At 46.4% G+C, this 26,301-nt stretch carries 23 protein-coding genes; all 23 read left to right on the top strand.

The annotated features are described in order from the left end of the window. The first annotated feature begins 9 nt into the window (after positions 1-9). The 23 genes from ACYVD3_RS09755 (at position 10) to ACYVD3_RS09645 (ending at position 26,245) form a co-directional block, all read left to right on the top strand. Positions 10-435, top strand: a complete 426-nt coding sequence (locus ACYVD3_RS09755; RefSeq protein WP_460642312.1) for a PTS sugar transporter subunit IIA domain-containing protein — start codon at positions 10-12, stop codon at positions 433-435. An 18-nt stretch (positions 436-453) separates the two neighbouring features. Continuing rightward, entirely contained in the window at positions 454-1,260 is an 807-nt protein-coding gene (locus ACYVD3_RS09750) for a PTS mannose/fructose/sorbose/N-acetylgalactosamine transporter subunit IIC (RefSeq protein ID WP_460642311.1), read from the top strand. Continuing rightward, a complete protein-coding gene (locus ACYVD3_RS09745) occupies positions 1,250-2,086 on the top strand; it encodes a PTS system mannose/fructose/sorbose family transporter subunit IID (protein WP_460642310.1) in 837 nt (278 codons plus the stop codon). The genes ACYVD3_RS09750 and ACYVD3_RS09745 overlap by 11 nt, the downstream gene beginning before the upstream one ends. Positions 2,087-2,129: 43 nt before the next feature. Continuing rightward, positions 2,130-3,572, top strand: coding sequence for a sulfatase-like hydrolase/transferase (locus ACYVD3_RS09740; RefSeq protein WP_460642309.1), 1,443 nt, complete (start codon positions 2,130-2,132; stop codon positions 3,570-3,572). A gap of 13 nt (positions 3,573-3,585) precedes the next feature. After that, a complete protein-coding gene (locus ACYVD3_RS09735) occupies positions 3,586-5,127 on the top strand; it encodes a PHP domain-containing protein (protein ID WP_460642308.1) in 1,542 nt (513 codons plus the stop codon). Positions 5,128-5,141: 14 nt separating this feature from the next. Then, positions 5,142-5,624, top strand: a complete 483-nt coding sequence (locus tag ACYVD3_RS09730; RefSeq protein ID WP_460642307.1) for a PTS system mannose/fructose/N-acetylgalactosamine-transporter subunit IIB — start codon at positions 5,142-5,144, stop codon at positions 5,622-5,624. Positions 5,625-5,988: 364 nt separating this feature from the next. After that, positions 5,989-7,503, top strand: a complete 1,515-nt coding sequence (gene abc-f, locus ACYVD3_RS09725; RefSeq protein ID WP_460642306.1) for a ribosomal protection-like ABC-F family protein — start codon at positions 5,989-5,991, stop codon at positions 7,501-7,503. Positions 7,504-7,804: 301 nt separating this feature from the next. Continuing rightward, positions 7,805-9,253: a tRNA (N6-isopentenyl adenosine(37)-C2)-methylthiotransferase MiaB gene (gene miaB, locus ACYVD3_RS09720; protein ID WP_460642305.1), complete on the top strand. Its 1,449-nt coding sequence runs from the start codon at positions 7,805-7,807 to the stop codon at positions 9,251-9,253. A 99-nt stretch (positions 9,254-9,352) separates the two neighbouring features. Continuing rightward, positions 9,353-12,007, top strand: a complete 2,655-nt coding sequence (mutS, locus tag ACYVD3_RS09715) for a DNA mismatch repair protein MutS (protein ID WP_460642304.1) — start codon at positions 9,353-9,355, stop codon at positions 12,005-12,007. Positions 12,008-12,129: 122 nt separating this feature from the next. Next, complete coding sequence (gene mutL / locus ACYVD3_RS09710; RefSeq protein ID WP_460642303.1) at positions 12,130-14,049, top strand: DNA mismatch repair endonuclease MutL; 1,920 nt, start codon at positions 12,130-12,132, stop codon at positions 14,047-14,049. After that, positions 14,046-14,999 carry a tRNA (adenosine(37)-N6)-dimethylallyltransferase MiaA gene (gene miaA / locus ACYVD3_RS09705; protein WP_460642302.1) on the top strand — a complete coding sequence of 318 codons (954 nt, stop codon included), beginning with the start codon at positions 14,046-14,048 and terminating at the stop codon, positions 14,997-14,999. Before mutL ends, miaA begins: the two co-directional genes overlap by 4 nt. Before the next feature lie 2 nt (positions 15,000-15,001). After that, a complete protein-coding gene (locus ACYVD3_RS09700) occupies positions 15,002-16,282 on the top strand; it encodes a methionine gamma-lyase family protein (protein WP_460642301.1) in 1,281 nt (426 codons plus the stop codon). A 170-nt stretch (positions 16,283-16,452) separates the two neighbouring features. Further along, on the top strand, positions 16,453-16,704 hold the full coding sequence (locus ACYVD3_RS09695) for a DUF4321 domain-containing protein (protein ID WP_460642300.1): 252 nt from the start codon (positions 16,453-16,455) through the stop codon (positions 16,702-16,704). 50 nt (positions 16,705-16,754) lie between these two features. Further along, a complete protein-coding gene (gene radC, locus ACYVD3_RS09690; RefSeq protein ID WP_460642299.1) occupies positions 16,755-17,450 on the top strand; it encodes a RadC family protein in 696 nt (231 codons plus the stop codon). Continuing rightward, entirely contained in the window at positions 17,451-18,371 is a 921-nt protein-coding gene (mreC, locus tag ACYVD3_RS09685) for a rod shape-determining protein MreC (RefSeq protein ID WP_460642298.1), read from the top strand. Positions 18,372-18,461: 90 nt separating this feature from the next. Continuing rightward, positions 18,462-18,980 carry a rod shape-determining protein MreD gene (gene mreD, locus ACYVD3_RS09680; protein WP_460642297.1) on the top strand — a complete coding sequence of 173 codons (519 nt, stop codon included), beginning with the start codon at positions 18,462-18,464 and terminating at the stop codon, positions 18,978-18,980. Next, the gene (locus ACYVD3_RS09675) at positions 18,973-21,837 is read left to right on the top strand and encodes a penicillin-binding transpeptidase domain-containing protein (protein WP_460642296.1); all 2,865 of its coding nucleotides are present in this window, start codon (positions 18,973-18,975) and stop codon (positions 21,835-21,837) included. The genes mreD and ACYVD3_RS09675 overlap by 8 nt, the downstream gene beginning before the upstream one ends. Before the next feature lie 20 nt (positions 21,838-21,857). Continuing rightward, positions 21,858-22,523 (top strand): septum site-determining protein MinC, encoded by a 666-nt coding sequence (locus tag ACYVD3_RS09670; RefSeq protein ID WP_460642393.1) that lies wholly within the window; start codon positions 21,858-21,860, stop codon positions 22,521-22,523. Positions 22,524-22,640: 117 nt separating this feature from the next. Beyond that, positions 22,641-23,432 (top strand): septum site-determining protein MinD, encoded by a 792-nt coding sequence (gene minD / locus ACYVD3_RS09665; protein ID WP_460642295.1) that lies wholly within the window; start codon positions 22,641-22,643, stop codon positions 23,430-23,432. Positions 23,433-23,443: 11 nt separating this feature from the next. Then, a complete protein-coding gene (gene minE, locus ACYVD3_RS09660) occupies positions 23,444-23,722 on the top strand; it encodes a cell division topological specificity factor MinE (RefSeq protein ID WP_100304638.1) in 279 nt (92 codons plus the stop codon). Positions 23,723-23,724: 2 nt separating this feature from the next. After that, the gene (locus tag ACYVD3_RS09655) at positions 23,725-24,849 is read left to right on the top strand and encodes an FtsW/RodA/SpoVE family cell cycle protein (protein ID WP_460642294.1); all 1,125 of its coding nucleotides are present in this window, start codon (positions 23,725-23,727) and stop codon (positions 24,847-24,849) included. A gap of 17 nt (positions 24,850-24,866) precedes the next feature. Next, a complete protein-coding gene (gene mgsA / locus ACYVD3_RS09650; protein WP_158414642.1) occupies positions 24,867-25,262 on the top strand; it encodes a methylglyoxal synthase in 396 nt (131 codons plus the stop codon). Between the two features lie 14 nt (positions 25,263-25,276). Next, the gene (locus tag ACYVD3_RS09645; protein ID WP_460642293.1) at positions 25,277-26,245 is read left to right on the top strand and encodes a D-alanyl-D-alanine carboxypeptidase family protein; all 969 of its coding nucleotides are present in this window, start codon (positions 25,277-25,279) and stop codon (positions 26,243-26,245) included. Positions 26,246-26,301 lie beyond the last annotated feature (56 nt).

The raw sequence follows: 26,301 nt of genomic DNA, 5'->3' as shown, positions 1-26,301 counted from the left end.
AGGTAAAAGATGGTAGGTATGATAGTAACCGGTCATGGAAGTTATGCTTCAGGAATTACAAGCGGGCTGAAATTGCTGGCCGGAGAGCCGGAGTATTACGAGGCAGTGGATTTCCTGCAGGAAGATTCCCTGGAGATTCTGACCGGAAAATTAGCTGCGGCTGCCGGGCGGCTTTCCCTGTGCACCGGAATTTTGATTTATGCGGATTTGACAGGAGGATCCCCTTTTAATGTCTCAATCCGTATGAAAATGGAACAGCCTGACAAAATCGCGGTAATCGGCGGAGCAAACCTTCCGGCAGTACTGGAAGGATATATGTCAAGAGTATCCATTGACAGTGCTTCTGCAATTGCCGCAGAGAGTTTGACTGCCGGAAAAAATGCAATGGTACAGTTTGAAGAATCTGATGCAGCAGAAGGGGATTACGAAGAATAATTAATGGAGGAAAAAGGTATGACTTTTTTACAGGCTTTATTAATTGGGATATTTGCCTATCTGGGCAGTAAACGTACGCCATGGTTTTTTGGGGTGACGGGAGGATGGAATATGATCGGACGTCCTCTTGTAGCCGGTTTGATTGTTGGTTTGATCTTGGGGGATGTAAGAAACGGTGTCATTGCAGGCGCTATGGTTCAGGCACTTTTTATCGGACAGATCACGCCCGGAGGCGCGATGCCTGCAGATGTGAACTGGGCAGCCTATATCGGTATCCCGCTGGCTCTGGCAGCCGGAGGCACCGGCGAACAGGCAGTGGCCTTATCCGTTCCTCTCAGCATGCTGGGACTTGGGCTTTTTAACTTTATCATGACGATTAATGCATATTTTCCTCATATGGGAGATCGGGCTGCAGAGAGGGGAGACGGGGCCGGAATTCACCGTGCTACTTATCTGGCAGCCGTTCCAAGCTTTATTCTCCGGGCAGGCTCCGCCATGCTGATCTGTTACCTTGGTACGCCCCTGGCAGAGTTTTTGATCAACAGTATGCCTCAGGGAATCCTGCACTTTTTTGAGGTGGCCGGAAAGATGCTCCCGGCCATTGGATTTGCCATGCTGCTTAAGCAGTCCCTTTCAAAAAGATGGATGCTTGTATTGTTTCTCATGGGCTGGATTCTGATCGGATCTACCAACATGTCTGTTACTGCACTGGCTGTATTTGCAACTGCAATTGCATTTATCTATGTTATGGCCCAGGGCGGAGCACAAGCAGCAGTACCGGCTCCGGTACATAGCACAGAGGAGGATGACTGTTATGAAGAATAAAAGAGAAAACTCATTGCTTACCAAAAAGGATATTAACAGGGCTGCCTGGTCTTATATTTTCTTTATTCAGGCAACCCAGAATTTTGAACGTATGATGGGACTTGCTTTTTGTCATGTGCTGGAACCGATTTTAAAGAAACTCTATAAAAATGATTCCGGTGAATACAAAAAATCCCTTCAGCGCCACATGCAGTTTTTTAACACAGAGCCTCAACTGGGAGCCTTGATCCCCGGCATTACCATTGCCATGGAGGAATCCCGTGCCATGGGAGAAGATATCAGCGAAGAGCTGATTGTAAATACCAAAAATGCGCTTATGGGGCCTTTTGCCGGAATCGGAGACTCCATGTTAATCGGCACCTATAGTCCGATTCTACTAAGTATTGCCATGAGCATGTGCATTAGTGACGGAAATCCGGTTGGTCCCTTGTTCTTTTGTGCAGTATGGATTACCAGTGTAGTTGGCATGCAGTGGTATCTGTTTCATAAAGGATATAATATGGGTATCGGTGCGGCAAACTTATTTTTCACCAACCGGACGCTTGCGGATAAAATTACTACCGGGCTGACCATGATGGGCCTGATCGTAATAGGCGGAGTCGCTGCAACTACCGTTAAAGCAAGTGTGATTTACCAGTTTGTAAGCGGTGAAATGTCTCTTTCTTTACAGGAACAGGTCTTTGATAAAATAATGCCCGGGATACTTCCCCTTTTGCTTACACTGGCAGTATGGTATCTGATGGATAAGAAGAAATGGTCCGCTACAAAGATTATTCTCGGCATCGCCGGGTTTGCGGCTGTTATGGTATTTCTGGGAATTATGTAATTGCAGTATAACCGGAATCAACCGGACCGGAGGAGATTCTCTTATGAAAGATATGGTCTTAATTATGTCAGACCAGCACGGCTGGGATTACACGGGATTTACAGATGAACGGATTGATACACCGGGTCTTAAAAAGATCGCAGAGGAAGGTCTGCTGTTTGAACGCTGCTATTGTAATTCGCCCCTTTGTGTCCCTTCCCGTATGTCATTTCTAACTGGAAAATTACCGTCACAACTGGGTATTTTTAATAATGATGCCGCACTTGGGGGCGATGTGCCTACCATTGCTCATGAGATGGGACGTATGGGATACCAGACTGTTCTGGCCGGCCGGATGCATTTTAAAGGGGAAGATCAGAAGCATGGATTTGATCAACGGTATTGCGGAGATATTACCTCTCAATTCTGGGGAACCGGTGGGAAAAACCGTCTGGATTTTGGGGTGTATGCAGGGACTACGAATCGGAAAAACTGCCTGGATGCAGTTGGAGGGGGAATTTCCCCGGTTATGGTTTATGACGAAATGGTATTTCAGTCAGCCATGGATTTTCTTGAGGATTGGAGAAAGAAAAAGGAAAATAGAAAGCCGCTGTTTCTGGTGATTGGATTCTATGGCCCTCATTTTCCTTTTACTTGCAAAAATGAGGATTACAAAAAGTACCAAAGCCGCTTTTCTGTTAAGGAGTGTGAGAAAGAAGCAAGAATCCCTTCTCTTTCTATTTATAAAGAGCTCCTGCAGGAATGCGCGCCAGAACATGTACGAAACTCCAAGGCCGCCTATTGCGGTCTGGTGGAGCAGTTGGACCGGTATGTAGGGGAACTTTATAATAAAATCCAGTCTGTGGAAGCCGGACGGGAATATCTGTTCCTCTATACGTCTGATCACGGGGAGCAGCTTGGAAAACGGAAACTGTTCGGAAAGCAGACCATGTATGAAGCTGCGGTTCATATTCCTCTTCTGGCAGCAGGCACAGGGATATCTTCAGGCATTTCAAGAAGACCGGTGGGGCTTTTGGATGTATCCCGCACGCTTCTGGAAGAGACGGGAAGGAAAGAAGATTATTCCTGGCATCAGGGAAAGCGGCTTGATTTCAGCGGTTCCCAGGACGAAAATTCCGGGTTTGTAAGAATCCAGCAGATGCTGGGAAGTGATGACAGCCTGCTGCTGACAGAAGCGGTGGTTCTGGGGCAATACAAAATAGTTAAGTTAGGAAATGAAACCATATGTCTTTATGATTTACAGGAAGATCCCCATGAAGAACATGACCTGTCAATGACCAGAGAGGGCTTATTGAAAAAGCTTATGAAACAGATAGAAGAAAACGGCGGCTTCCTGAGTGAAAATGAGCTTAAATATCTGTCTGAACAGGAGCGGGAGGCCAGAGACGGGCAGAGACGGCTGAAGGCTTGGGGACAGGCGAAAAAACCAGAAGAATGGGCAACCATGAAAATAGATAAAAACACACTCATAAATCCAAGAGAGTAGTTGGGAGGATTCCATGAAATACAATAAGTTTTGGACAGACATGCACAGTAATATTCATCATGAGCAAATGAATGAGCTCCCGGTGTGGTATGAACATATAAAAAAGCAGATGGATTTCTGGCCGGTGGCTTATTATCCGTTTTACATGCGCCCCACACCGTCAGGGCTTGGGGTGGAGGACCGATACGATGATGATGCGGTTGCCAGGGACTGGGAATTATTAAGAAGCTTTACCGAGGAAGCCAACAGACAGGGATTTCCCATGTTCATGGGTTATGAATGGCAGGGAGCCGGGCTGGATGGAGATCACAATGTGTTTTTCCTTCACAATGACGGGAGGCAGGAGCATCCCATGCGGTACCAGGATCTGGCCGCCGCCTATGAAGGGCAGGAGGTCATTGGAATCCCTCACCATCTGGCATACCAGCCAGGCTCCAGAGGTAAAAATTGGGATACCCATAACGAAACGTTTTCTCCTATAGCAGAAATTTACTCCAGCCACGGTTCCAGTGAAAATGACGATGGGCCTCTGTCCATGGACCGTCATGTTCATATGGGGCCGCGGGCAGGAGAGACGACCTATGAGAAAGGCCTTGACCGGGGGTATAAAATCGGTGTCATTGCAGCAGGTGATAACCACAGCATTCCCGGAGTGTTTGAAAACGGAAGCATGTGTGTGCTTGCTGAGGACGGTACAAAGGAATCCATTTGGGAAGGATTGAGAAGACGGAGAACCTACGGGGTATCCCGGAGCAGGATTGAAGTTGACTATTATGTGAATTCAGCACCAATGGGATCTGAAATTGAAACAGGCAAAGAAGTAGAAGTGGAATTTCATATAAAAGGTACCGGAGCGGTAGACAGGGTGGAGATTTTAAGAGATAATGTCTTAGAGGAAATGGTTGTGCATTCAGGTACATGGGAACGGGAGAAGCAGGTTGGACTGATCCGGTTCAAATTCCGTCTGGAGCTTGGCTGGGGACCGGATACCAGGGTTTACCATGACCATCTTATGAAAAACTGGGAAGGACGTCTGGAGACGGATGGGAAACTGCTTTCCGCCCAACCGTGCTGGAATCATTATGGCCAGGAAATTTTTCGAAATGATGACAGAAGCTGCAGCTTTACCATGACCACATACCAGTCTCCGGCTTCCGGTAAATGGATGGGGTCGGAGAAGACGGTGGCAGAGGGCTTTATCTTTGAAGTGGAAGCGGATGTGGACAGCGTTCTGCGACTGGTCATCAATGGAAAGGAATATCTCCTTCCGGTGAGGAAAATGCTTAACAGCTCCCAAGTCATGGCCCTTTGGGATGAAGTGAACTGCCTGACAAAGGAGCATTGGGGAGACATCACTCATTACCGGAATGACCCATGGTGGCACAATGCCTATAAAATCCGCATAGGCAAGGCACAGCCTGAAAGCTCTTATAAACTTACCGGAAAAAGAAAGATCCCTATGGAACAAAGCGGAAACTTACGGCTTCGCATCTGGCAGAAAAATGGAGATGCCGCCTGGACCTCACCTGTATTTATAACCGTAAAAGACAAATGAAAGGGGACTATTTGATGATGGAGATTGTAAATGTCCGGATTGATGACCGTCTGATTCACGGACAGATAGCAACTGTCTGGAGCCAGGTTACAGGTGCAACCAGGATTATGGTGGTAGATGATCAGGTTGTAAAGGATACAATAAATAAGGAGGCTCTTAAGATGGCCTGTCCGAAGCAGTGCAAGCTGTCAATTCTCACTGTAGAAAAGGCAGCCGCCAATCTGTGCGCCGGAAACTACGAAGGGGAAAAGGTCTTCCTGATTGCCAAAAATCCGAAAACCATATGCAGGCTTTACGATGCAGGCTTCCACATGGATAGGGTGAATGTGGGAAATATGGGAGGAAAACAGAACACCCGGATGCTGAAAAAAGCCGTCAGTGTATCAGAAGAAGATATTGCAGATTTTCTGTATCTGTCAGAACAGGGAGTTACAATTACGGCCCAGATGGTCCCGGCCGATGAGGCACTGGATTTTATTAAACTGATCAAAGGGTAATTATTTGACGTTTTTATTATTGTAATTATTTGTAATCATTTGACGTTTTTATTATTTGACAATTTTATATATTTATGATAGACTACGGACATATGAGACGAAATGAGGTGAAAGAATGAATTAATGATTCTTGCTGAAGTAACTGCATGATGAGTAAAAAGGGGATATTGCCCTTATTTTTCATGCCTGTATTTGCAAGAATATTATTTCATTCTCATACCTTTTTATGTCACAACATGACATAGATAAAGCGGAAAGATTGCCCAAAGGGCTTATTTTAATGCAGGCGGCTGTGAGAAAAATAATTCTTGCAGTCGTTTTTTTGTGGGAAAATTTCATTTCCTGCCTGATTGGAGGAATATCTATGTCATTAATACAAGTCACTGATTTATCATTTACCTACGATGGAAGTCCCAGCCCCGTATTTGAACGCGTTTCTTTTCAGATCGATACGGATTGGAAGCTGGGCTTTACAGGGAGAAACGGAAGGGGAAAAACCACGTTTTTAAACCTTCTGATGAACCGTTATAAATATACAGGAACCATTATTTCCAATGTGGTGTTTGATTACTTTCCGTTTTCTGTTCCGGATGAGGAACTGGACACTTTGGAAATTCTGGACTCCATCCTTGGAGAGTATCCCTTCTGGGAGCTTAAAAGAGAGCTGTCCAAATTAAAAGTTTCGGAGGATGTACTATACCGCCCTTTTTCCACCCTTTCAAACGGAGAGAGGACCAAAATACTCTTAGCAGCCCTGTTCTTAAGGGAAGGCCACTTTCTTCTGATCGACGAACCGACCAACCATCTGGACCGGGAAGCCAGAGAACTGGTAAGCCGGTATTTAAACAGCAAAAAGGGATTTATCCTGGTGTCCCATGACCGGAAATTCCTGGATGCATCCGTGGACCATATCCTGTCCATAAACAAAACCGACGTCCAGGTCCAGAAAGGCAATTTTTCCTCCTGGTATGAAAACAAGCAAAGGCAGGATCAGTTCGAACGGTCAGAAAATGACCGTTTAAAAAAGGATATCCGGCATCTGGAGGCAGCCGCAAGGCAATCCGGGGAATGGGCGGATCAGGTAGAATCAACAAAGATCGGAAAAAAATCCATGATGCAGGAAAAATCCATTGACACACGGGCCTATATCGGTGAAAAATCCAGGCGGATGCAGATGCGCAGAAAGAATCTGGAACACAGGCAGGATAGTGCCATTGAGGATAAAAAGGGCCTGCTTAAAAATATAGAAGAGGCCGAAGATCTTAAGCTTTATCCTTTAAAATACCGCTCATCAAGGATTCTCACCTTAAAAGATGTGGTCCCATATTATGAATCCCCTGTCTGTGAACCTGTCAGCTTTACCTTAGAACAGGGACAGAGGATATCCCTGCAGGGAAAAAACGGCTGCGGGAAATCCAGCATACTGAAGCTGATCCTGGGCAGGGATGTTACGGGGGAGAGCCTTTCTTATGAAGGGGATAAGGAAGTATCCAGCGGTCTTAAAATTTCCTATGTATCCCAGGATACTTCCTTTTTAAAGGGAGGTCTGACGGAATACGCCCGGGAAAGCGGCATCGATGATCCCCTGTTTAAAGCTCTTTTGCGCAAGCTGGACTTTTCCAGGGAACAGTTTGATAAACCCATGGAATCCTATAGTGAAGGGCAGAAGAAAAAGGTCCTTATCGCCCGCAGCCTCTGTGAACAGGCACACCTGTATATATGGGATGAGCCCCTTAATTTCATTGATGTATATTCCAGAATCCAGATCGAGGACCTGATCCTTAAATTCCAGCCCACCATGCTGCTTGTGGAACATGACGAGGCATTTACCGGGAGAGTGGCAACCGGGGTGATGGAGATTCATGATAACAGGGAATAAGAGAGGTTGACCTGATCAGCGCTGCAACAGGACAAATGAGTACTTGCTTCCATCAAATAAAAGTAAATTTTCCAATGAATCTCCTAGAAGAGCCACTGCAAAACAGGTAAGGAATCACCTATGGAGCAGCGGCTCTTTTCCATATTACTGCCACCTATTTCCGGCAAAACCCGCCACGATTTACTTGATGAAGAGGTATACTTAAGGGGCATTTCCATTGGAAAATCAGATTTTGATATTTGCAATAAAAAGTATTTATGATATAATTGGAAAACCGAATAAAAATTAAGAGGTTATGTAAATGGATTATATAAATATGACTTATGAGGAATCCCTCAGCCAGGCGCCAAAAGAAGAGCCTGCAAGACAGTACTATTTTATAGAGCGTTATGGGGAGGTTCTGGAAAAATTAAAGGAATCATCAGGAAAAGAACAATTTACTTTTCATATCGCTACCTTTGGATGCCAGATGAATTCCAGAGATTCTGAAAAGCTTCAAGGTATTTTAGAAGCAATCGGCTTTGTGGAAACTGATACGGAAGAGGCGGACTTTGTTCTTTATAACACCTGTACGGTCAGAGAAAATGCCAATGACAGAGTCTATGGGCGTCTGGGATATTTAAACAGCTTAAAAAAGAAAAATCCTCATATGATGATCGCTCTTTGCGGATGCATGATGCAGGAGGAGACAGTGGTTGCAAAAATCAAGAAAAGCTACCGCTTTGTGGATATTATTTTCGGCACTCACAACATTTTTAAACTGGCAGAACTTATGTATGAACGCCTGGAAGAGAAAAAGATGGTTGTAGACATCTGGGAAGGAACGGACCGGATTGTGGAGGATCTCCCTACGGACCGGAAGTATTCCTTTAAATCCGGCGTTAATATTATGTTTGGCTGCAACAATTTCTGCAGCTACTGCATTGTGCCCTATGTGCGGGGCAGGGAGCGGAGCCGCAGTTCCCAAGACATTCTGGAAGAGGTAAAACAGCTTGCAGATGACGGTGTCGTGGAGATCATGCTTTTGGGGCAGAATGTTAACTCATATGGAAAGAACCTGGAAACACCTGTAAGTTTTGCAGAGCTTCTGACTCAGATCGATCAGGTGGAAGGCCTGGAACGGATCCGTTTTATGACTTCCCATCCAAAGGATTTGTCAGACGAGCTGATCGAAGCCATGAAGAATTCAAAAAAGGTGTGCAGACATCTTCACCTGCCTCTTCAGTCCGGCAGCAGCCGGATTTTGAAGGCCATGAACCGGAAATACACCAGGGAACAGTATCTGGAGCTTGTGGAAAAGATCCGGACAGCCATGCCGGATATCTCCCTTACCACAGATATCATCGTAGGCTTTCCAGGGGAGACGGAAGAAGATTTTAACGAAACCCTTGACGTGGTGAAAAAGGTGCGTTTTGACAGTGCCTTTACCTTTATTTACTCCAAACGTACGGGAACACCGGCGGCAAAGATGGAAGAGCAGGTTCCGGAAGAAGCGATAAAGAACCGTTTCGACCGTCTGCTGGCTGAAGTCCAGAAAATCTCCTCTGAGGTCTGCGGAAGAGATGAACACACCGTTCAGAGGGTACTGGCAGAAGACGTAAATGATCATGAGGAAGGTCTTTTGACCGGCCGCATGGGCAATAACACTACCGTTCATTTTAAAGGAGATTCTTCTCTTATCGGAAAAATCGTGGACGTATATCTGGATGAATCCAGAGGATTTTACTACATGGGAACTTTAAGACCATAAACAGAGGAAACGCCCTGCAGGCATATCTTTACACCCGGTAAAGCGGGTGGCTCTGCCAAAAAAGCGTGGGCAGTTAAAGAAAAGAGGAAGTAAAAAAGCATGGCTGGATTGTCACCAATGATGACTCATTACGTTGAAACAAAGAAGGAATACCCGGACTGTATCCTTTTTTACAGGCTGGGGGACTTCTATGAAATGTTTTTCCAAGATGCGGTCACCGTATCAAAAGAGCTGGAAATTACCTTAACAGGAAAAGAATGCGGTCTGGAGGAGCGGGCACCTATGTGCGGCGTTCCTTACCATGCCGTTGATACATATTTAAACCGTCTTGTCCAAAAAGGCTACAAAGTTGCCATTGCCGAGCAGATGGAGGACCCCAGGCTTGCCAAGGGACTGGTAAAGAGGGAGGTCATCCGCGTGGTAACACCCGGAACCATCACAAGTGCCCAGGCTCTTGATGAAACAAAAAACAATTACCTTATGGGAATTGTCTACATCGGGGAAACCTTTGGGATCGCAGTCGCAGATATCAGCACCGGCGATTTTCTTGTGACCGAGGTGGAATCGGAGCGGGAGCTGATAGATGAGATCAATAAGTTTACCCCCTCCGAAATCATCTGCAATGAAGCATTTAATGTTTCAGGTGTGGATATTGAGGAAATAAAGAACCGCCATCATGCGGTCATTTCATCTCTGGATCATCATTTCTTTTCCGATGAAGTCTGCCGGAAAATTCTAAAAGAACACTTCAAGGTAGGCGCACTTACGGGGCTGGGGTTGGAAGATTATGACACCGGTGTCATAGCTGCCGGAGCCGTTATGGAGTATATGTACGAAACTCAGAAAAACAGCCTTTCCCATATAACCACCATTACCCCTTATTCCACCGGGCAGTACATGATCATTGACACTTCTACCAGACGGAATCTGGAGCTTTTGGAGACCTTGAGGGAAAAACAGAAAATGGGAAGCCTTCTCTGGGTCCTGGACCGGACGAAAACAGCCATGGGCGCAAGAATGCTGCGTACCTATATTGAACAGCCTTTGATTCATAAGTCAGAGATCATAAAACGCCAGAACGCCATTGAAGAGCTGAACATGAATTTCATATCAAGGGAGGAGATCTGCGAATATTTAAACCCGATCTATGACCTGGAACGTCTGATCGGGCGTATCAGCTACAAGACTGCCAATCCAAGAGATTTAATTGCATTTAAAAGCTCTCTGGAAATGCTTCCCCACATCAAAAATCTTTTAAATGAATTTACCAGCGATATGCTGAAAGACTTATGGGGGGAGATGGATCCCTTAGAGGATGTCAGTGAATTGATCGGCCGCGCCATTATTGACGATCCGCCTGTGACCTTAAGAGACGGCGGGATCATTAAGGACGGCTTCAATGAGGAAGCAGACAAGCTGCGCAGTGCCAAAACTGAGGGCAAGAACTGGTTGGCTGATCTGGAATCGCAGGAAAAAGAAAAAACCGGGATCAAAAATCTGAAGGTGAAATTCAATAAAGTATTCGGCTACTATTTTGAAGTGACCAATTCCTTCAAAGACCTTGTACCGGATTATTTCATCCGCAAGCAGACCCTTGCCAATGCCGAGCGTTACACTACCGACCAGTTAAAGGAACTTGAAAATGTGATACTGGGGGCTGAGGACAAGCTGTTTTCCATGGAATACAGCTTATTCTGCCAGGTCCGGGATTCTGTGGCAGACCAGGTTCTCCGGATCCAAAAGACCGCCAGGGCCATAGCGGGGATCGATGTTCTCACCTCCTTATCCGCTGTTGCCACAAGGAACAATTACATCAAACCCCAGATTAATGAAAAGGGATTGATCGACATTAAAAACGGACGCCATCCGGTGGTGGAAAAGATGATGCGGGATGATCTGTTTGTTTCCAACGATACATATCTGGACAACGGGAAAAACCGGGTTTCCATTATCACCGGCCCCAACATGGCGGGAAAATCTACCTACATGCGTCAGACCGCCCTGATCGTTCTCATGGCCCAGATCGGAAGCTTTGTTCCCGCAGAGGAAGCGAGCATCGGCATCTGCGACCGTATTTTCACCCGTGTTGGTGCTTCCGATGACCTGGCTTCCGGTCAGAGTACCTTCATGGTGGAAATGACAGAGGTGGCCAACATTCTTCGGAATGCCACAAAAAACAGCCTGATCGTCTTAGATGAGATCGGCCGGGGCACCAGCACCTTTGACGGACTCAGCATTGCCTGGGCTGTGGTGGAACACATCAGCAATCCCAAAATCCTGGGAGCAAAAACCCTGTTTGCCACCCACTACCATGAGCTGACCGAGCTGGAAGGAACCATGGGCGGGGTGAATAATTACTGCATTGCCGTAAAGGAACAGGGCGATGACATTGTTTTCTTAAGAAAGATCATAAAGGGCGGGGCCGATAAAAGCTACGGCATCCAGGTGGCAAAGCTGGCTGGCGTACCGGACTCCGTCATTGCCAGGGCCAAGGAGCTGCTGGCAGAATTAAGCGATGCGGACATCACGACCAAGGCCAGGGAAATTGCCGGGATCAGTGCCAATATTACCCAGAGAAAGGCAATTCCCAAGCCTGATGAAGTGGATTTACAGCAGATGTCCCTGTTTGATACCGTAAAGGATGATGATATCATCAAGGAATTGGGGGATCTGGAACTGGGAAACATGACTCCCATTGATGCGCTCAACATCCTATACCGTCTGCAGACAAAACTAAAGAACCGTTGGCAGTAGGCCCCCTCCCTGCGGGCATACCTTTATGCCCAGAAAGCGTGGGCAGACAAGTGGAAACACCCTGCCGGGCATACCTTTATGCCCAGAAAGCATGGGCAAACAAGTAGAAAGGAGCAGATGCCATGCCGAATATAACTGTACTGGATCAAAACACCATCAACAAAATAGCTGCAGGAGAAGTCGTAGAACGTCCGGCCTCTGTTGTAAAGGAGCTTTTGGAAAATGCCATTGATGCCAAAGCCACCGCAGTCACTGTGGAAATCAAGGAGGGGGGAACCTCTTTGATCCGGGTGACCGACAATGGCTGCGGGATTCCAAAGGAGGAGGTTTCTCTGGCCTTTCTGCGCCATTCTACAAGCAAGATCAAATCCATAGAGGACTTATTTACTGTTTCCTCTCTTGGGTTCCGTGGGGAGGCCCTTGCAAGCATTGCTGCTGTTTCCCAAGTGGAACTCATTACAAAAACCAGCATAGGGCTTACCGGAACCAGATATCAGATCGACGGAGGGGAAGAACGGTCCATGGAAGAGATCGGGGCGCCTGAAGGGACCACATTTATTGCCAGGAATTTATTTTTCAACACTCCGGCTAGAAAGAAGTTTTTAAAAACTCCCATGACAGAAGGAGCTCATGTGGCAGAACTGGTGGAAAAGCTGGCCCTGTCTCATCCCGAGGTTTCCATCCGATTTATCCAGAACAACCAGAACAAGCTTCACACCTCGGGAAACCATAATTTAAAGGATATTGTATACACTGTCTTTGGCCGGGAAATCGCAGCAAACCTTCTGGAGGTTTCGGTAAAAAAGGCTGAAGTTTCCATTCACGGCTACATTGGAAAGCCGGTGATCTCCAGAGGCAACCGGAATTACGAAAACTATTTCATCAACGGCAGGTACATTAAAAGCAGCATTATTTCCAGGGCGATTGAAGAAGCCTACAAGCCGTTTATGATGCAGCATAAATATCCCTTTACCATGCTTCATTTCTCCATTGAACCGGAAATTCTTGATGTGAACGTCCATCCCACCAAGATGGAACTTCGGTTCCGGGATGGGGAAATGATTTATCATATGGTATATCAGGCAGTATCAAACGCTTTGGCCCACAAGGAACTGATCCCTGAAGTGGCGCTGGAGAAAAAGACAGAGGAAAAGCAGGGGTTTGCAGGGAAAAAACATGAGCCCAGCCCGGAGCCTTTTGAAAAGCGCCGGCTTATGGCCATAGAGCAGCAGGCTGCAGCAGTAGAAAAAATGGAGCCGGCCAGCCCCTTCCCCAAAAGACTGACTCCTCCCCAGCCAGCCCTTTTAAAGGAAAGGGATGAACTGTCGGACAACTGGTTAAAGCCTCAGGCCCAAACCTTTGACAGGCCCAAGGCGGCTCCCTCAGAACCTCTGGTCCCAAAACGGGAAGAAAAGCCTGAGCAATTGGATCTGTTTGACGGAAAACTTCTGGCACCAAAGGCCAGGTCCATGCATAAACTCATCGGACAGTTGTTCGATACCTACTGGCTGGTGGAATTTAATGAACAGCTTTATATTATTGACCAGCATGCTGCCCATGAAAAGGTTTTATATGAAAAAACAATGGGAACACTTAAGAGTATGGAATACATTTCCCAGTTGGTAAGCCCTCCTATCATCCTGACCTTAAACCAGAATGAAGAAGTTTTATTAAAACGCCATCTAAAATATTTTACAGATATAGGCTTTGAAATTGAGCCTTTTGGCGGCAGGGAATATGCAGTCAGAGGGGTTCCTGCCAACTTGTTCTCCATCGCAAAAAAAGAACTTTTGATCGAAATGATCGATGGATTGTCAGAGGAGGGTACCTCCCATAACCCGGATATCATTTACGAACGGGTCGCCTCCTTATCCTGTAAGGCAGCGGTAAAGGGAGGGCACAGCTTATCCGCGGCGGAAGCAAATGAACTCATTGACCAGCTTTTAAACCTGGAAAATCCCTATGCCTGCCCGCATGGAAGGCCAACGATCATTTCCATGAGCAAATATGAATTAGAGAAGAAATTTAAGAGGATCGTATGATGAAACCGCTGATTATTTTAACCGGGCCGACGGCAGTGGGGAAGACCGCCCTGTCCATCCGGCTTGCAAAGGCAATCGGAGGCGAGATTATAAGCGCTGATTCCATGCAGGTATACCGCCATATGGATATCGGTTCTGCAAAGATCACAAGGGAAGAAATGGAAGGCGTTCCCCATTACCTGATTGATGTCCTTGACCCTGATGAGGAATTCAATGTAACGGTTTTTCAAAAAATGGCCATGGAAGCCATGGAAGAAATCTATTCCCATGGTCATATCCCTATTGTGACCGGCGGTACCGGTTTTTACATCCAGGCCCTTTTATATGACATTGATTTTACAGAAAATGGAGAAGATAACTCCATACGCAGGGAGTTAGAAACGCTGGGACAGGAGAGGGGAGCAGGGGTTCTCCACCGCCTCCTTGAGGATGTTGACCCGGATTCAGCGGCTGAGATCCATGAGAACAACATGAAACGGGTGATCCGGGCCATTGAATATTACCGGCAGACCGGAGAGCGGATTTCGGAACATAACAAACGGGAAAGGCAGAAAAAGTCTCCCTATGATTTCCTCTATTATGTAGTAAATACAGACCGGACCAGCCTTTATGAGCGGATTGACCGGCGGGTGGACTTAATGCTTGAGCAGGGACTTGTGGAAGAGGTCATGCATTTAAAGGACATGGGCTTAACCAGGGACATGGTTTCCATGCAGGGGCTTGGCTATAAGGAAATCCTGGATTATTTGCAGGGAATATATACGCTGGAAGAGGCCGTCTATGTGCTGAAGCGGGATACCAGGCATTTTGCCAAGCGGCAGATCACCTGGTTTAAACGGGAACAGGACGTAAGATGGCTGAATCTTCCTGACTTTAATAATGACCTGGATCAGGTGCTTTTAAGGATTTTACAGGACACCCATGAGATGTACGGATTGGAGAATAATTAACAATGAACATAAATGCAATGTATGAAAGCCTGGGAATCAGCAGCCGGGTAATGGATTTGGGGAAAGAAACCGAAGAAACTTTAATCCAGCGTTTTAAAGAAATTGATGAAACGGCCGAATATAATCAGATGAAGGTCATCAAGGCCATGCAGGAAAACCGGGTCAGCGACATCCACTTTGCTGCAACCACTGGCTATGGCTACAATGACCTGGGCCGGGACACGTTGGAAGCGGTTTATGCCAGCGTGTTCCATACGGAAAGCGCGCTGGTAAGGCCGAACCTGATCAGCGGAACTCATGCCCTGACCGTTGCACTTTCCGGGAATCTCCGCCCCGGTGATGAACTTCTCTCACCGGTGGGAAAACCCTATGATACCCTGGAGGAAGTGATCGGCATCAGGGACAGTGTAGGTTCCTTAAAAGAATATGGAGTGATATACCGGCAGGTGGACCTTCTTGACCAGGGAGCCTTTGATTACGAATCCATAGAAAAAGCAGTAAATGAAAAAACAAAGCTTGTCACCATCCAGCGTTCCAAAGGCTACGATACCCGTCCTACCTTTTCGGTTTCCCAGATCGGAGAGTTGATTTCCTTCATAAAAAAGCTGAAACCGGATGTCATCTGTATGGTAGATAATTGTTACGGAGAATTCGTAGAAAGGATTGAGCCGTCCGACGTGGGGGCAGACATGGTGGTAGGCTCTCTCATAAAGAATCCAGGCGGCGGCATTGCCCCCATCGGCGGATACATTGCCGGAAGAGCTGATTGCATTGACCGGGCTTCCTACCGGCTGACAGCACCTGGCCTTGGAAAAGAAGTAGGTGCAACACTTGGTCTTAACCAGTCCTTTTTTCAGGGATTATTTTTAGCTCCTACCGTAGTGGCAGGAGCCTTAAAGGGAGCAGTTTTCGCTGCCAATGTCTATGAAAAGCTGGGCTTTTCTGTGGTGCCGGACGGTTCCCAGTCCCGCCACGACATCATCCAGGCCGTTACCTTCGGGAAGCCGGAAGGAGTCATTGCATTCTGCCGGGGAATCCAGGCAGCGGCTCCTGTGGACAGCTTTGTCACCCCGGAACCATGGGATATGCCGGGCTATGACGCTCCCGTTATCATGGCTGCCGGTGCCTTTGTACAAGGCTCATCCATTGAACTGAGCGCCGACGGCCCTATCAAACCGCCTTATGCGGTTTATTTTCAGGGAGGTCTTACCTGGTACCATGCAAAGCTGGGAATTTTAATGTCAGTACAAAAGCTTTTGGAAGCCGGTTTGATCCAGGTGTGAAAAATTTATTTTACATCAGTGTCTGTGGGGGAAATACAAGAACAAGCTCTTGTGCTTGCCCCTTGGCGCTAAATTGTAAAAAAACGGTATACACAACCGGAAAACTATGTTAGAATAATTCGATAGGTATGGATATTCCTGTCATAAAAACAAAAGAGGTAAGAAAGCAGATGAAATACAAAAACTGCTGGGTACTGCTTCTTCTTATGCTGGCCGGTGTGGTTCTCGGAGGCTTTGTCGGAGACCTGGCCAGGGGTATTTCCTGGCTGTCCTGGCTGAATGCGGGACAATCCTTTGGATTTGATACCCCCCTGGTGGTTAATTTCGGCATTCTGGTAATTACCTTTGGCATCAACATTAAAATTACCATGGCCGGCATCATAGGAGTGGCGGCAGCCCTCATTACGTATCGGTTTATATAATCCCACATATGTCCTTTTTTACGTGCCTGGAGAGTAACGTCAGGAGGCATATGAAACGAATAACGATGAAAGACATCCCTGCGGATGAAAGGCCCTATGAAAAGTGTTTAAAGGAAGGGCCGGAAGGCTTAAGCGATGCGGAGCTTTTATCTATTATCATCCGCACAGGTTCCAGGGAGAGCAATTCCCTGGCGCTGGCACAGAAGATACTGGCCTTAAATTATCCCAAAGAGGGTATTTTAGGGCTTTTGCATCTTTCAATGCCGGAACTTATGTCAGTCAAGGGAATCGGAGCCGTCAAGGGCGCCCAGCTTTTATGTGTGGGAGAGCTTTCCAGACGCATCTGGAAAAGGACAGCTCTTTCCCAAGGGACATCCTTTTCCAGGCCGCTTGATATTGTAAATTACTTTGTAGAAGACATGCGTCATAAGGAACAGGAGCTGGTTTATATTGCCCTCCTGAATACAAAAGGAGCCCTTATCAGGGACATTATGATCTCTCAGGGAACGGTAAATGCTTCTGCTGTTTCTCCCAGGGAGATTTTCATTGAGGCTATGAAATATCATGCAGTAAGTCTTGTACTGGTCCATAACCATCCAAGCGGAGATCCGTCTCCCAGCAGGGAAGACCTAAGCTTCACCCGCAGGGTAAAAGAAGCGGGGGATCTGGTTGGAATCCGACTGTTGGACCACATTATTATAGGAGACAATTCCTATATCAGTTTAAAGGAACGGGGAATCTTATAGATGGAATCAAAGCGCAGCAAATATGTTCTTATTGCTTTAACAGTATTTTGTGTCCTGTTGATCGGGCTGACCTCCATTCATGACGAATGGCTGACGCCCCTTCGGACCGGGGTGGGATATTTCCTGATTCCGGTGCAATCGGGAGTCAATGCGGCTGGGTCGGCCATTTATGATGAAATTATGGATTATGCAAAGCTTCATGATGCACTGGATGAAAATAAGGAAATGAAGGATATCATCAACCAGTTGACGGAGGAGAATACCAGGCTTCAGGCAGCAGAACTTGAATTAAAACGGCTTCGCCAGCTTTACAGCCTGGACCAGGAATACGGCCAGTATCCGAAAGTGGGCGCCAGAGTCATTGCCAATGACTCCAGCAACTGGTTCCAGGTGTTCCGTATTGACAAGGGCTCAAAGGATGGCATTGCCCCGGATATGAATGTAGTGGCAGGAGGCGGCCTGGTAGGCATTGTCACGGATGTGGGTGCCAATTATGCAACCGTCCGCTCCATTATCGATGATTCCAGCCGCGTCAGCGGCATGGCCATGCAGTCCGGAAACAGTTGTATCGTTGCCGGTGACTTAACCCTGTTTAAGGAAGGAAGACTCCGGATCACCAATGTGTTAAAGGAAAGCGATCTAAAGGACGGAGATAAAGTCGTGACCTCCAACATCAGCTCCGTATTTCTTCCCGGCATCCTGATCGGATATGCTTCCGGTATCACCAATGATACCAACAACGTCACCAAATCAGGATATTTGATTCCTGCCGCAAAGTTTGACAGTCTGCAGGAAGTTCTTGTTATCACAAAACTGAAATCTGACATGATGAAGGAAGAGGACTCTTCCTCTCAGGAGGAGACAGCTCCGGCAGAGACAGCTTCCTCTGAGGCAGAAACAGCGGAAAGCATTGCCCAGTAGGAGAAATATCCTTCGGATATACCTTTACACCCGATAAAACGGGGTGGCTCTGTCCGGAGACCATGAACAATATTTAAGAAAGGGAGTAGCATGAGACGGATACTTTTTAACGTGCTGATGATTATCCTGGCATTTACCATTCAAAACTGCATATTTCCGTTGATGCCGTTTTTATCGGCGTCTCCCAACCTGCTTTTGATCCTCACCTTTTCCTTTGGCTTTATGCATGGAAAAGAGGCGGGGATGTATTATGGGCTTTTGGCTGGGCTTCTCATGGATTTATTTTACAGCGGACCCTTTGGCTTTTACACCCTGATTTTCGTCTATGTGGGCTATATCAACGGAATCTGCACAAAATATTATTATGAAGATTACATTACGCTGCCTCTGATCCTAAGCGTACTCAACGAATTGGCTTACAACCTGTATATATATGTTTTCCGGTTCCTTATCCGCCAGAAACTCAGGGTGGGGTATTATTTTATTAATCTGATGCTTCCGGAAATCATTTTTACCGTTGTAACAACCTTGCTTCTTTATCGGGTATTCCTGATTTTGAACCGGCATTTGGAAGAGATAGGAAAAAGAGGTGATTCGGCAATTGTTTAGAGATTTGTTAGACATTATAAAGGATTTTTTTAAAAAAGCAGTATCTTCACGGCTTTTTATACTTGGAATCATCTGCTTTTTCATGTACGCAGGTTTGATAAATAAACTTTTCAGTATGCAGATCGTCAATGGCGAGGAGGCTCTTAACGAATATTTGCAGCTTACGGAACAGACCATTACAACCGCAGGAACAAGAGGCAATATCTATGACCGGAACGGCAAAGTCCTGGCTTATAATAAGCTGGCCTATTCCGTAACCGTACAGGATACGGGGGTTTATAAGAATTCTTCCTCCAGAAACACCATGTACTTAAGATTGGTGCAGATCCTTGAAAAACACGGGGAAACCATACAGGGAAAGTTTGAGGTGGCCATTGATCCCAACGGCGATATGGTTTACACTTCCTCCTCCGAATCCTCCAGAAAACGGTTTCTCCGGGACTATTACGGCCTGAAGAAAGTGGAAGACTTAGATGATGAAAAGGGCACCTATCCCTCCAATTTAAGCGCAAAGGAGTTGTTTGACAGGGCCTGTAAAGACAACGGTCTTGGGGATATGAAAGACCCGGATGGAAAAGCCATTACCCTGACAGACCAGGAAGCTCTGGACATCATCAATATTAAATATGCCCTTCGCCTCATGTCCTACCGCAAATATGAAGCCACTACAGTGGCCAGCCAGGTATCTGATGAAACTGTGGCGGATATTCTGGAACATATTGGGGAGATGCAGGGAGTAAATGTGGAAGAAACCACCATTAGGGCCTACAATGACAGCATCTCTTTTGCTCCTGTCATCGGCTATACCGGAAAGGTTCCTGAGGAGCAGCTAGAGGGCCTGCAGAAGAAGAAGGATGATTACGACATCAATGACATCGTAGGACGGACAGGTATTGAATATACCATGGAGCATGAGCTTCAAGGTACAAAAGGGAGAAAAACCATATACAAGGACAGTGTAGGAAGGATACGGGAAACAAAGGATGAGACCGATTCTTCCGCAGGGAACGATGTATTTCTGACCCTGGATGGCGATCTTCAGAAAGGCATTTACCACCTGATCGAACAGTCTTTAGCCGGAGTTCTCATTAAGACCATTGTAAACGGTGATTATCAGGCGGGCAGTACCACCGACGGTTCCAATATGAAGATCCCTGTTAAAGATGCCTATTATCAACTGATCAACAACAACGTTCTTTCCCTGAAGGAAATGGAAGGGGAAGACGCCTCTGAAACCGAAAAAAACATATACCGCAAATACATGTCCTCTCAACAGCAGATTTTTAACAATCTGAACAATGAGCTGATGAGCACTCACGCCACAGCCATGAAGGATCTTTCGGAAGATATGAAAGCCTATATGTTTTATATATATACCTATCTTTCCGGCCCTACGGTGGGAATCATCAAGGAAGACGCCATTGATACCTCCAGCGGGGAATACCAGGCATGGAAAGCAGATGAAATCAGCTTAAGGGACTATTTGTATTATGGAATAGCCAATGGCTGGGTGGACACCACCAAGCTGGAAACCGGCTCCAAATATTCAAGCGCAGATGACACGTTTAAGGCCCTTATAGGGTATGTACTGGACAATTTAAAGGATGACCGGAACTTTACCAAAAAAATATACCGGTATCTGATCAATGACGATGTCATCACTGGACAGGAACTGTGCCTTGCTTTATACGACCAGGGAGTATTGCAGGACAATGGACAGGATGTTGCAGAACTGAGAGCCACTGGTGATGCCTACGCCTTTCTGATCAAAAAGCTGTCCACCCTGGAAATCACACCTGCCCAGTTGGCATTATCGCCCTGTAATGCAGGGGTGGTGGTCACAAATGATAAAACAGGAGAGGTGCTTGCCTTAGTATCTTACCCGGGATATGACAACAACCGGATCGGCGACGGCACCTATTTCAGCCAGTTGCAGGCAGATTTGTCCCTGCCGCTGTATAACAATGCGACCCAGACAAGAAAAGCACCCGGTTCTACGTTTAAGCCCATTACTGCGGTAGCCGCTCTGGAAGAGCATGCAGTTACAACAGACGAAACCATTAACTGTACAGGTATTTACACGGATGTGGAGCCGCCTATTAAGTGCTGGATCTATTCCGGCCAGCACGGCCCATTAAACATCGTAGGCGGAATCGAAAATTCCTGTAACTTTTTCTTTGCAGATCTGGGACACCGTTTATCAATGGATGCCAGCGGAGTATATTCTCCTGACTTAGGACTTGATGTCTTGCGAAAGTACGCCGCCATGTTCGGCCTGGATCACAAATCCGGAGTGGAGATCGCAGAGCTTGACCCTCAGATTTCCAAAGAAGCGCCGGAGCGTTCTGCCATGGGACAGGGAAGCCATGCTTATACAAACGTCCAGCTTTCCAGATATGTATCTGCCATTGCAAACAAGGGAACCGTGTTTGAACTCAGCTTATTGGACAAGACAACGGATTCTGAAGGCAATCTGATACAAGATTATACCCCTGAGATTTCTTCTCATATTGACGCGGCGGCTTCAACGTGGGATACTGTACAACAGGGAATGAGAGAAGTGATTACAAATGGTTCAAGTAAAAGGCTGTTTTCTGATCTTGAAGTGGAGATTGCCGGTAAGACCGGTACTGCCCAGGAGGCCCGCAACAAACCTAATCACGCATTCTTTATTTCCTATGCGCCATATGACAATCCGGAAATCTGTGTTACCGTGAATATTCCGTATGGCTATTCATCATCCAACGCCGCCAATATTGCGAAGAACGTCTACAAGTATTATTATGGCTACACGGACTTAGAATCCATTATAAATGCCGGTGCCCTGGATGCAGCGAAGGTCAACATTCGCGATTAACTAGGATAAGAGGTGATATGATGCATAATACCGTAGTAATTAAAAGCAACAGAGCAGGTATGACTGTCATCCTGGACCCAGACATCCCCTTCCCTCAGCTTCTTTCTGATATCGGGAAAAAATTCGGGGATCATGCAAAATTCTGGGGATCCGTACAAATGACCCTGACTCTGGAGGGTCGGGAACTGACTTCCGAGGAAGAGTTCGCAATCATCAACCAGATCACGGAAAACTCTCATGTGGAGATTATTTGTCTGGTGGATACGGATGTAAACCGTATGGAGCGTTGCGAAAAAGCACTGAATGAGAAACTGATGGAGCTATCCTGCCAGACAGGACAATTCTTCAAAGGAAATCTACAAAGCGGAGAGACTTTGGAATCCGAAGCCAGCATTGTTATCATCGGTGATGTATGCAAGGGAGCAAAGGTTCTGGCAAAGGGCAACGTAATTGTCCTTGGAAAGCTTTCCGGGACCGTATGCGCAGGCGTGGCAGGCAACCGGGGCGCTCTTATCACAGCCCTGGACATGGCTCCCATTCAACTGCGTATTGCAGACTGTACCTCAGGTCTTGACGGAAGAGGCAAGCGTCTGGGACGGGGTCCTATGAAGGCTTATATGGAAAATAACAAAGTCTTAATCAAACCAATGAAAAAAAGTGTGGAAATATTCCAAAAATTAAGGTAGAATATAAAAAGGAGTTTGATTTGCCTTTGGTTCATCGAACGGATAATTTACTAAATCAGGCGGCACTTCGCTTGCCTTTGTAAAGTAAATTATACCTAAAAATCAGGAGGATATGATATGAGCGAAATCATCGTAATCACTTCTGGAAAAGGCGGGGTAGGTAAAACGACAACCTCTGCCAATGTTGGTACCGGACTGGCAATTCTGGGAAAAAAAGTAGTCCTGATCGATACAGATATCGGACTTCGGAACCTGGATGTTGTCATGGGTCTGGAAAACCGCATTGTCTACAATTTAGTGGACGTGGTAGAAGGTAACTGCCGTATGAAGCAGGCCCTGATAAAAGACAAAAGATACCCGAATTTATTTTTACTTCCCTCGGCTCAGACCAGGGACAAGACGGCAGTCACCCCCGGACAGATGGTGAAGCTGGTGGATGATTTGAGGGACGAGTTTGATTATATCCTTCTGGATTGTCCCGCAGGTATTGAGCAGGGCTTTCAAAACGCCATTGCAGGCGCTGACAGAGCCATTGTTGTTACCACTCCTGAGGTTTCCGCCATCCGGGATGCAGACCGGATCATCGGGCTTTTAGAGGCTGCCGACATGGGAACCATTGAACTCATCGTAAACCGGATTCGGGCGGATATGGTGAAAAGAGGAGACATGATGTCTTTGGACGATGTCATGGACATCCTTGCCGTAGATATTATCGGTGCCGTGCCGGATGACGAGGATATCGTTATTTCCTCAAACCAGGGGGAGCCTCTTGTTGGCATGGGAACCCCGGCCGGACAAGCCTATATGGATGTCTGCAGGCGGATTACCGGGGAAAACGTGCCGCTTCATAATCCGGCAGTACGTGAAGGCCTGTTCTTTAAACTCTCCCATCTCTTAAAAAGAGCATAGGAGGGTGTGATATGAGTCTGTTTCCTGTATTCCGTAAGAAGAATTCAGGAGAAATTGCAAGAAATCGTCTGAAACTTTTGCTGGTTGCGGACAAGGCTGACTGTTCTCCTGAGATCATGCAGATGATAAAAGACGATATGGTCCGTGTTGTTTCAAGATACATGGATATAGATTCGGACAGAATAGAGATACAGATGAAAAAGCTGAAACAGCCGGATTGCGAACGCTTTATTCCGGTGCTTTATGCAAACATACCTATTCGCGATGTACCTGACAAGGGGATATACTAATTATGCTTTTTGACTACAATTTTAAATACTATAATTACCGGTTAGTTTTGTACATGCTGTCACTGTCCGTCATTGGAATTCTTGTGGTGGCCAGCGCCTCCAACCAGGATTCGGGCACAGTGACAAAACAGATTATCGGCGTAATGGTGGGATTTGCCCTGGCTATCGGGCTTTCCATCATAGATTATCATAAACTTATTAAGCTATATGCTCTCGATTACGCGGCCTGCATCCTTTTGCTGGGTGCTGTTCTTGTCATGGGACATACGGCCGGAGGGGCCACCAGGTGGATCAACCTTCCGGGGATTGGACGGATACAGCCGTCTGAATTTGTAAAAATCGGATTAATCGTGTTCTTTTCCTGGTATTGGAGTAAATACCAGGAAAGGCTGAACACGCCGATTATGATCGGCTTGGCCGCCTTACTTGCGGCCATTCCCATCGGCCTTATTTTTGCGGAACCCAATCTGTCTACCAGCCTTGTGGTCATCATCATCATCCTGTGCATGGTATTTTCCGCAGGAATCAGCTATCGCTGGATTGGCGGCGTCCTTGCCGTGACAATACCGGCAGGAGCACTTTTCATATTTTTGCTGACCAAGGGGCTGATCCCTTTTATCCACGATTATCAGGCACGGCGTATTCTTGCATGGATTTACCCTCATGCAGAGCAATATGCAGAAAATCTGTATCAGCAAAAAAATTCAATTATGGCAATCAGTTCCGGACAGCTCCAAGGAAAGGGACTTTTTAATACAACCATTGCATCGGTGAAAGATGGAAACTTCTTATCAGCCGGAGAAACCGACTTTATTTTTGCCATCATCGGCGAAGAGATGGGATTTCGAGGCAGCGTTATCGTCATTGTTCTTATTGGTTTGGTTGTATTTGAATGTCTTTATTTGGCATCCAAATCCAAGGATATGTCAGGAAAACTGATTTGTACTGGTATGGCAGCCCTGATCGGCTTCCAGGCCTTTGCCAATATCGCCGTGGCAACACAGATATTTCCCAATACAGGCCTTCCTCTCCCCTTTATCAGCTCGGGAGTCAGTTCGCTCATCAGCATCTTTATGGGTATGGGGCTGGTGCTTAATGTTGGACTGCAGCGCAAAATCGGTAATTAATAAGGAGGTATATCGTCATGAATATAGGACTAGTTGCACATGATTCAAAGAAAAAACTTATGCAGAATTTCTGCATTGCCTACAGGGGAATTTTAAGTAAACACATGTTATATGCTACAGGAACCACCGGACGTTTGATCGAAGAAGTCACAAACTTAAACGTTCATAAGTATCTGGCCGGACATCTGGGAGGCGAACAGCAGTTAGGGTCCCAGATCGAACACAATGAAATTGATTTGGTCATCTTTTTAAGAGATCCTCTTACACCTAAGTCTCACGAACCGGATATCGTAAATATTATGAGTACCTGTGATATGCACAACATTCCTCTTGCAACCAATCTGGCCACCGCAGAGCTTTTGATCAAATCTCTGGACCGCGGTGACATGGAATGGCGCGAGATGTATAAATAGCAGAGGTAGATTCCGTGAAGAAAAGAGTTTTTGTAAAATCAGGCTGTATTGCATTATGTACCATATTTCTCACAGGCTGCGCCGGTTTAAAGGGCCTTGATAATCCTTATGTTTTTTCAGAAAGGACCGCCCTTTACCAGTCCGCTGCAGTGTCCGGCAAGTCGGAGCCTTTTGCCCACGATCTCTGTATCGTGTCAGAGAATACTTCCAGCCAGGATAATGCGGTCACTGCTGAAGCTGCCGCTGTCTTTGACCTGACAGAAAAAAAAGTCCTGTTTGCAAAGAATCCTTTTGAGCGGCTGTATCCGGCAAGCATCACAAAAGCCATGACGGCTCTTATTGCTTTGAAATACGGAAACTTAACCGACGAGGTCACAGTGACCGGAGACGCCGTCATTACGGAAGCCGGAGCCAGTTTATGCGGAATAAGGCCAGGAGACAAGCTTACCATGGAACAGCTTCTATATGGCCTGATGCTCCCTTCCGGAAATGATGCCGGGGCTGCTATTGCGACCCATATGGCCGGAGGAATCGACCAGTTTTCTCAGATGATGAATGAAGAAGCGGCAAGGATCGGGGCTACAGGCACTCATTTCCTGAACCCTCACGGCTTAAACGATGAAAATCACTATACCACGGCTTATGACCTGTATCTGATTTTTAACGAAGCTTTAAAGTATCCCGAATTTCGCAAGATCATAGGCACAAAGGAGTACACCGCCACCTATCAGGATGGAGCGGGAAACCCGGTCAATGCACTCTGGAAAGGCACCAACTGGTATATGACAGGAGAGCGTCAGATGCCGGAGGGGCTTACGGTCCTGGGCGGAAAAACAGGTACAACAAAGGCAGCCGGAAGCTGTCTGATCATGGGAAGCTCAGATTCCTCTAAGAGGGAATATGTTACCGTAGTTTTAAAGGCGCCCAACCATGCAGGTCTCTACGATAATATGACAAATATATTAAATAAAATTGTAGAATAGTCATTGCCTTTCTTATGGATTTGTACTATAATTATATTAATCCGAATAGACTTTTT

This window comes from Lacrimispora brassicae (assembly GCF_054772055.1).
The sequence above is the reverse complement of the archived record's forward strand: the minus strand, read 5'-3'. Positions and strand labels throughout refer to the sequence as shown.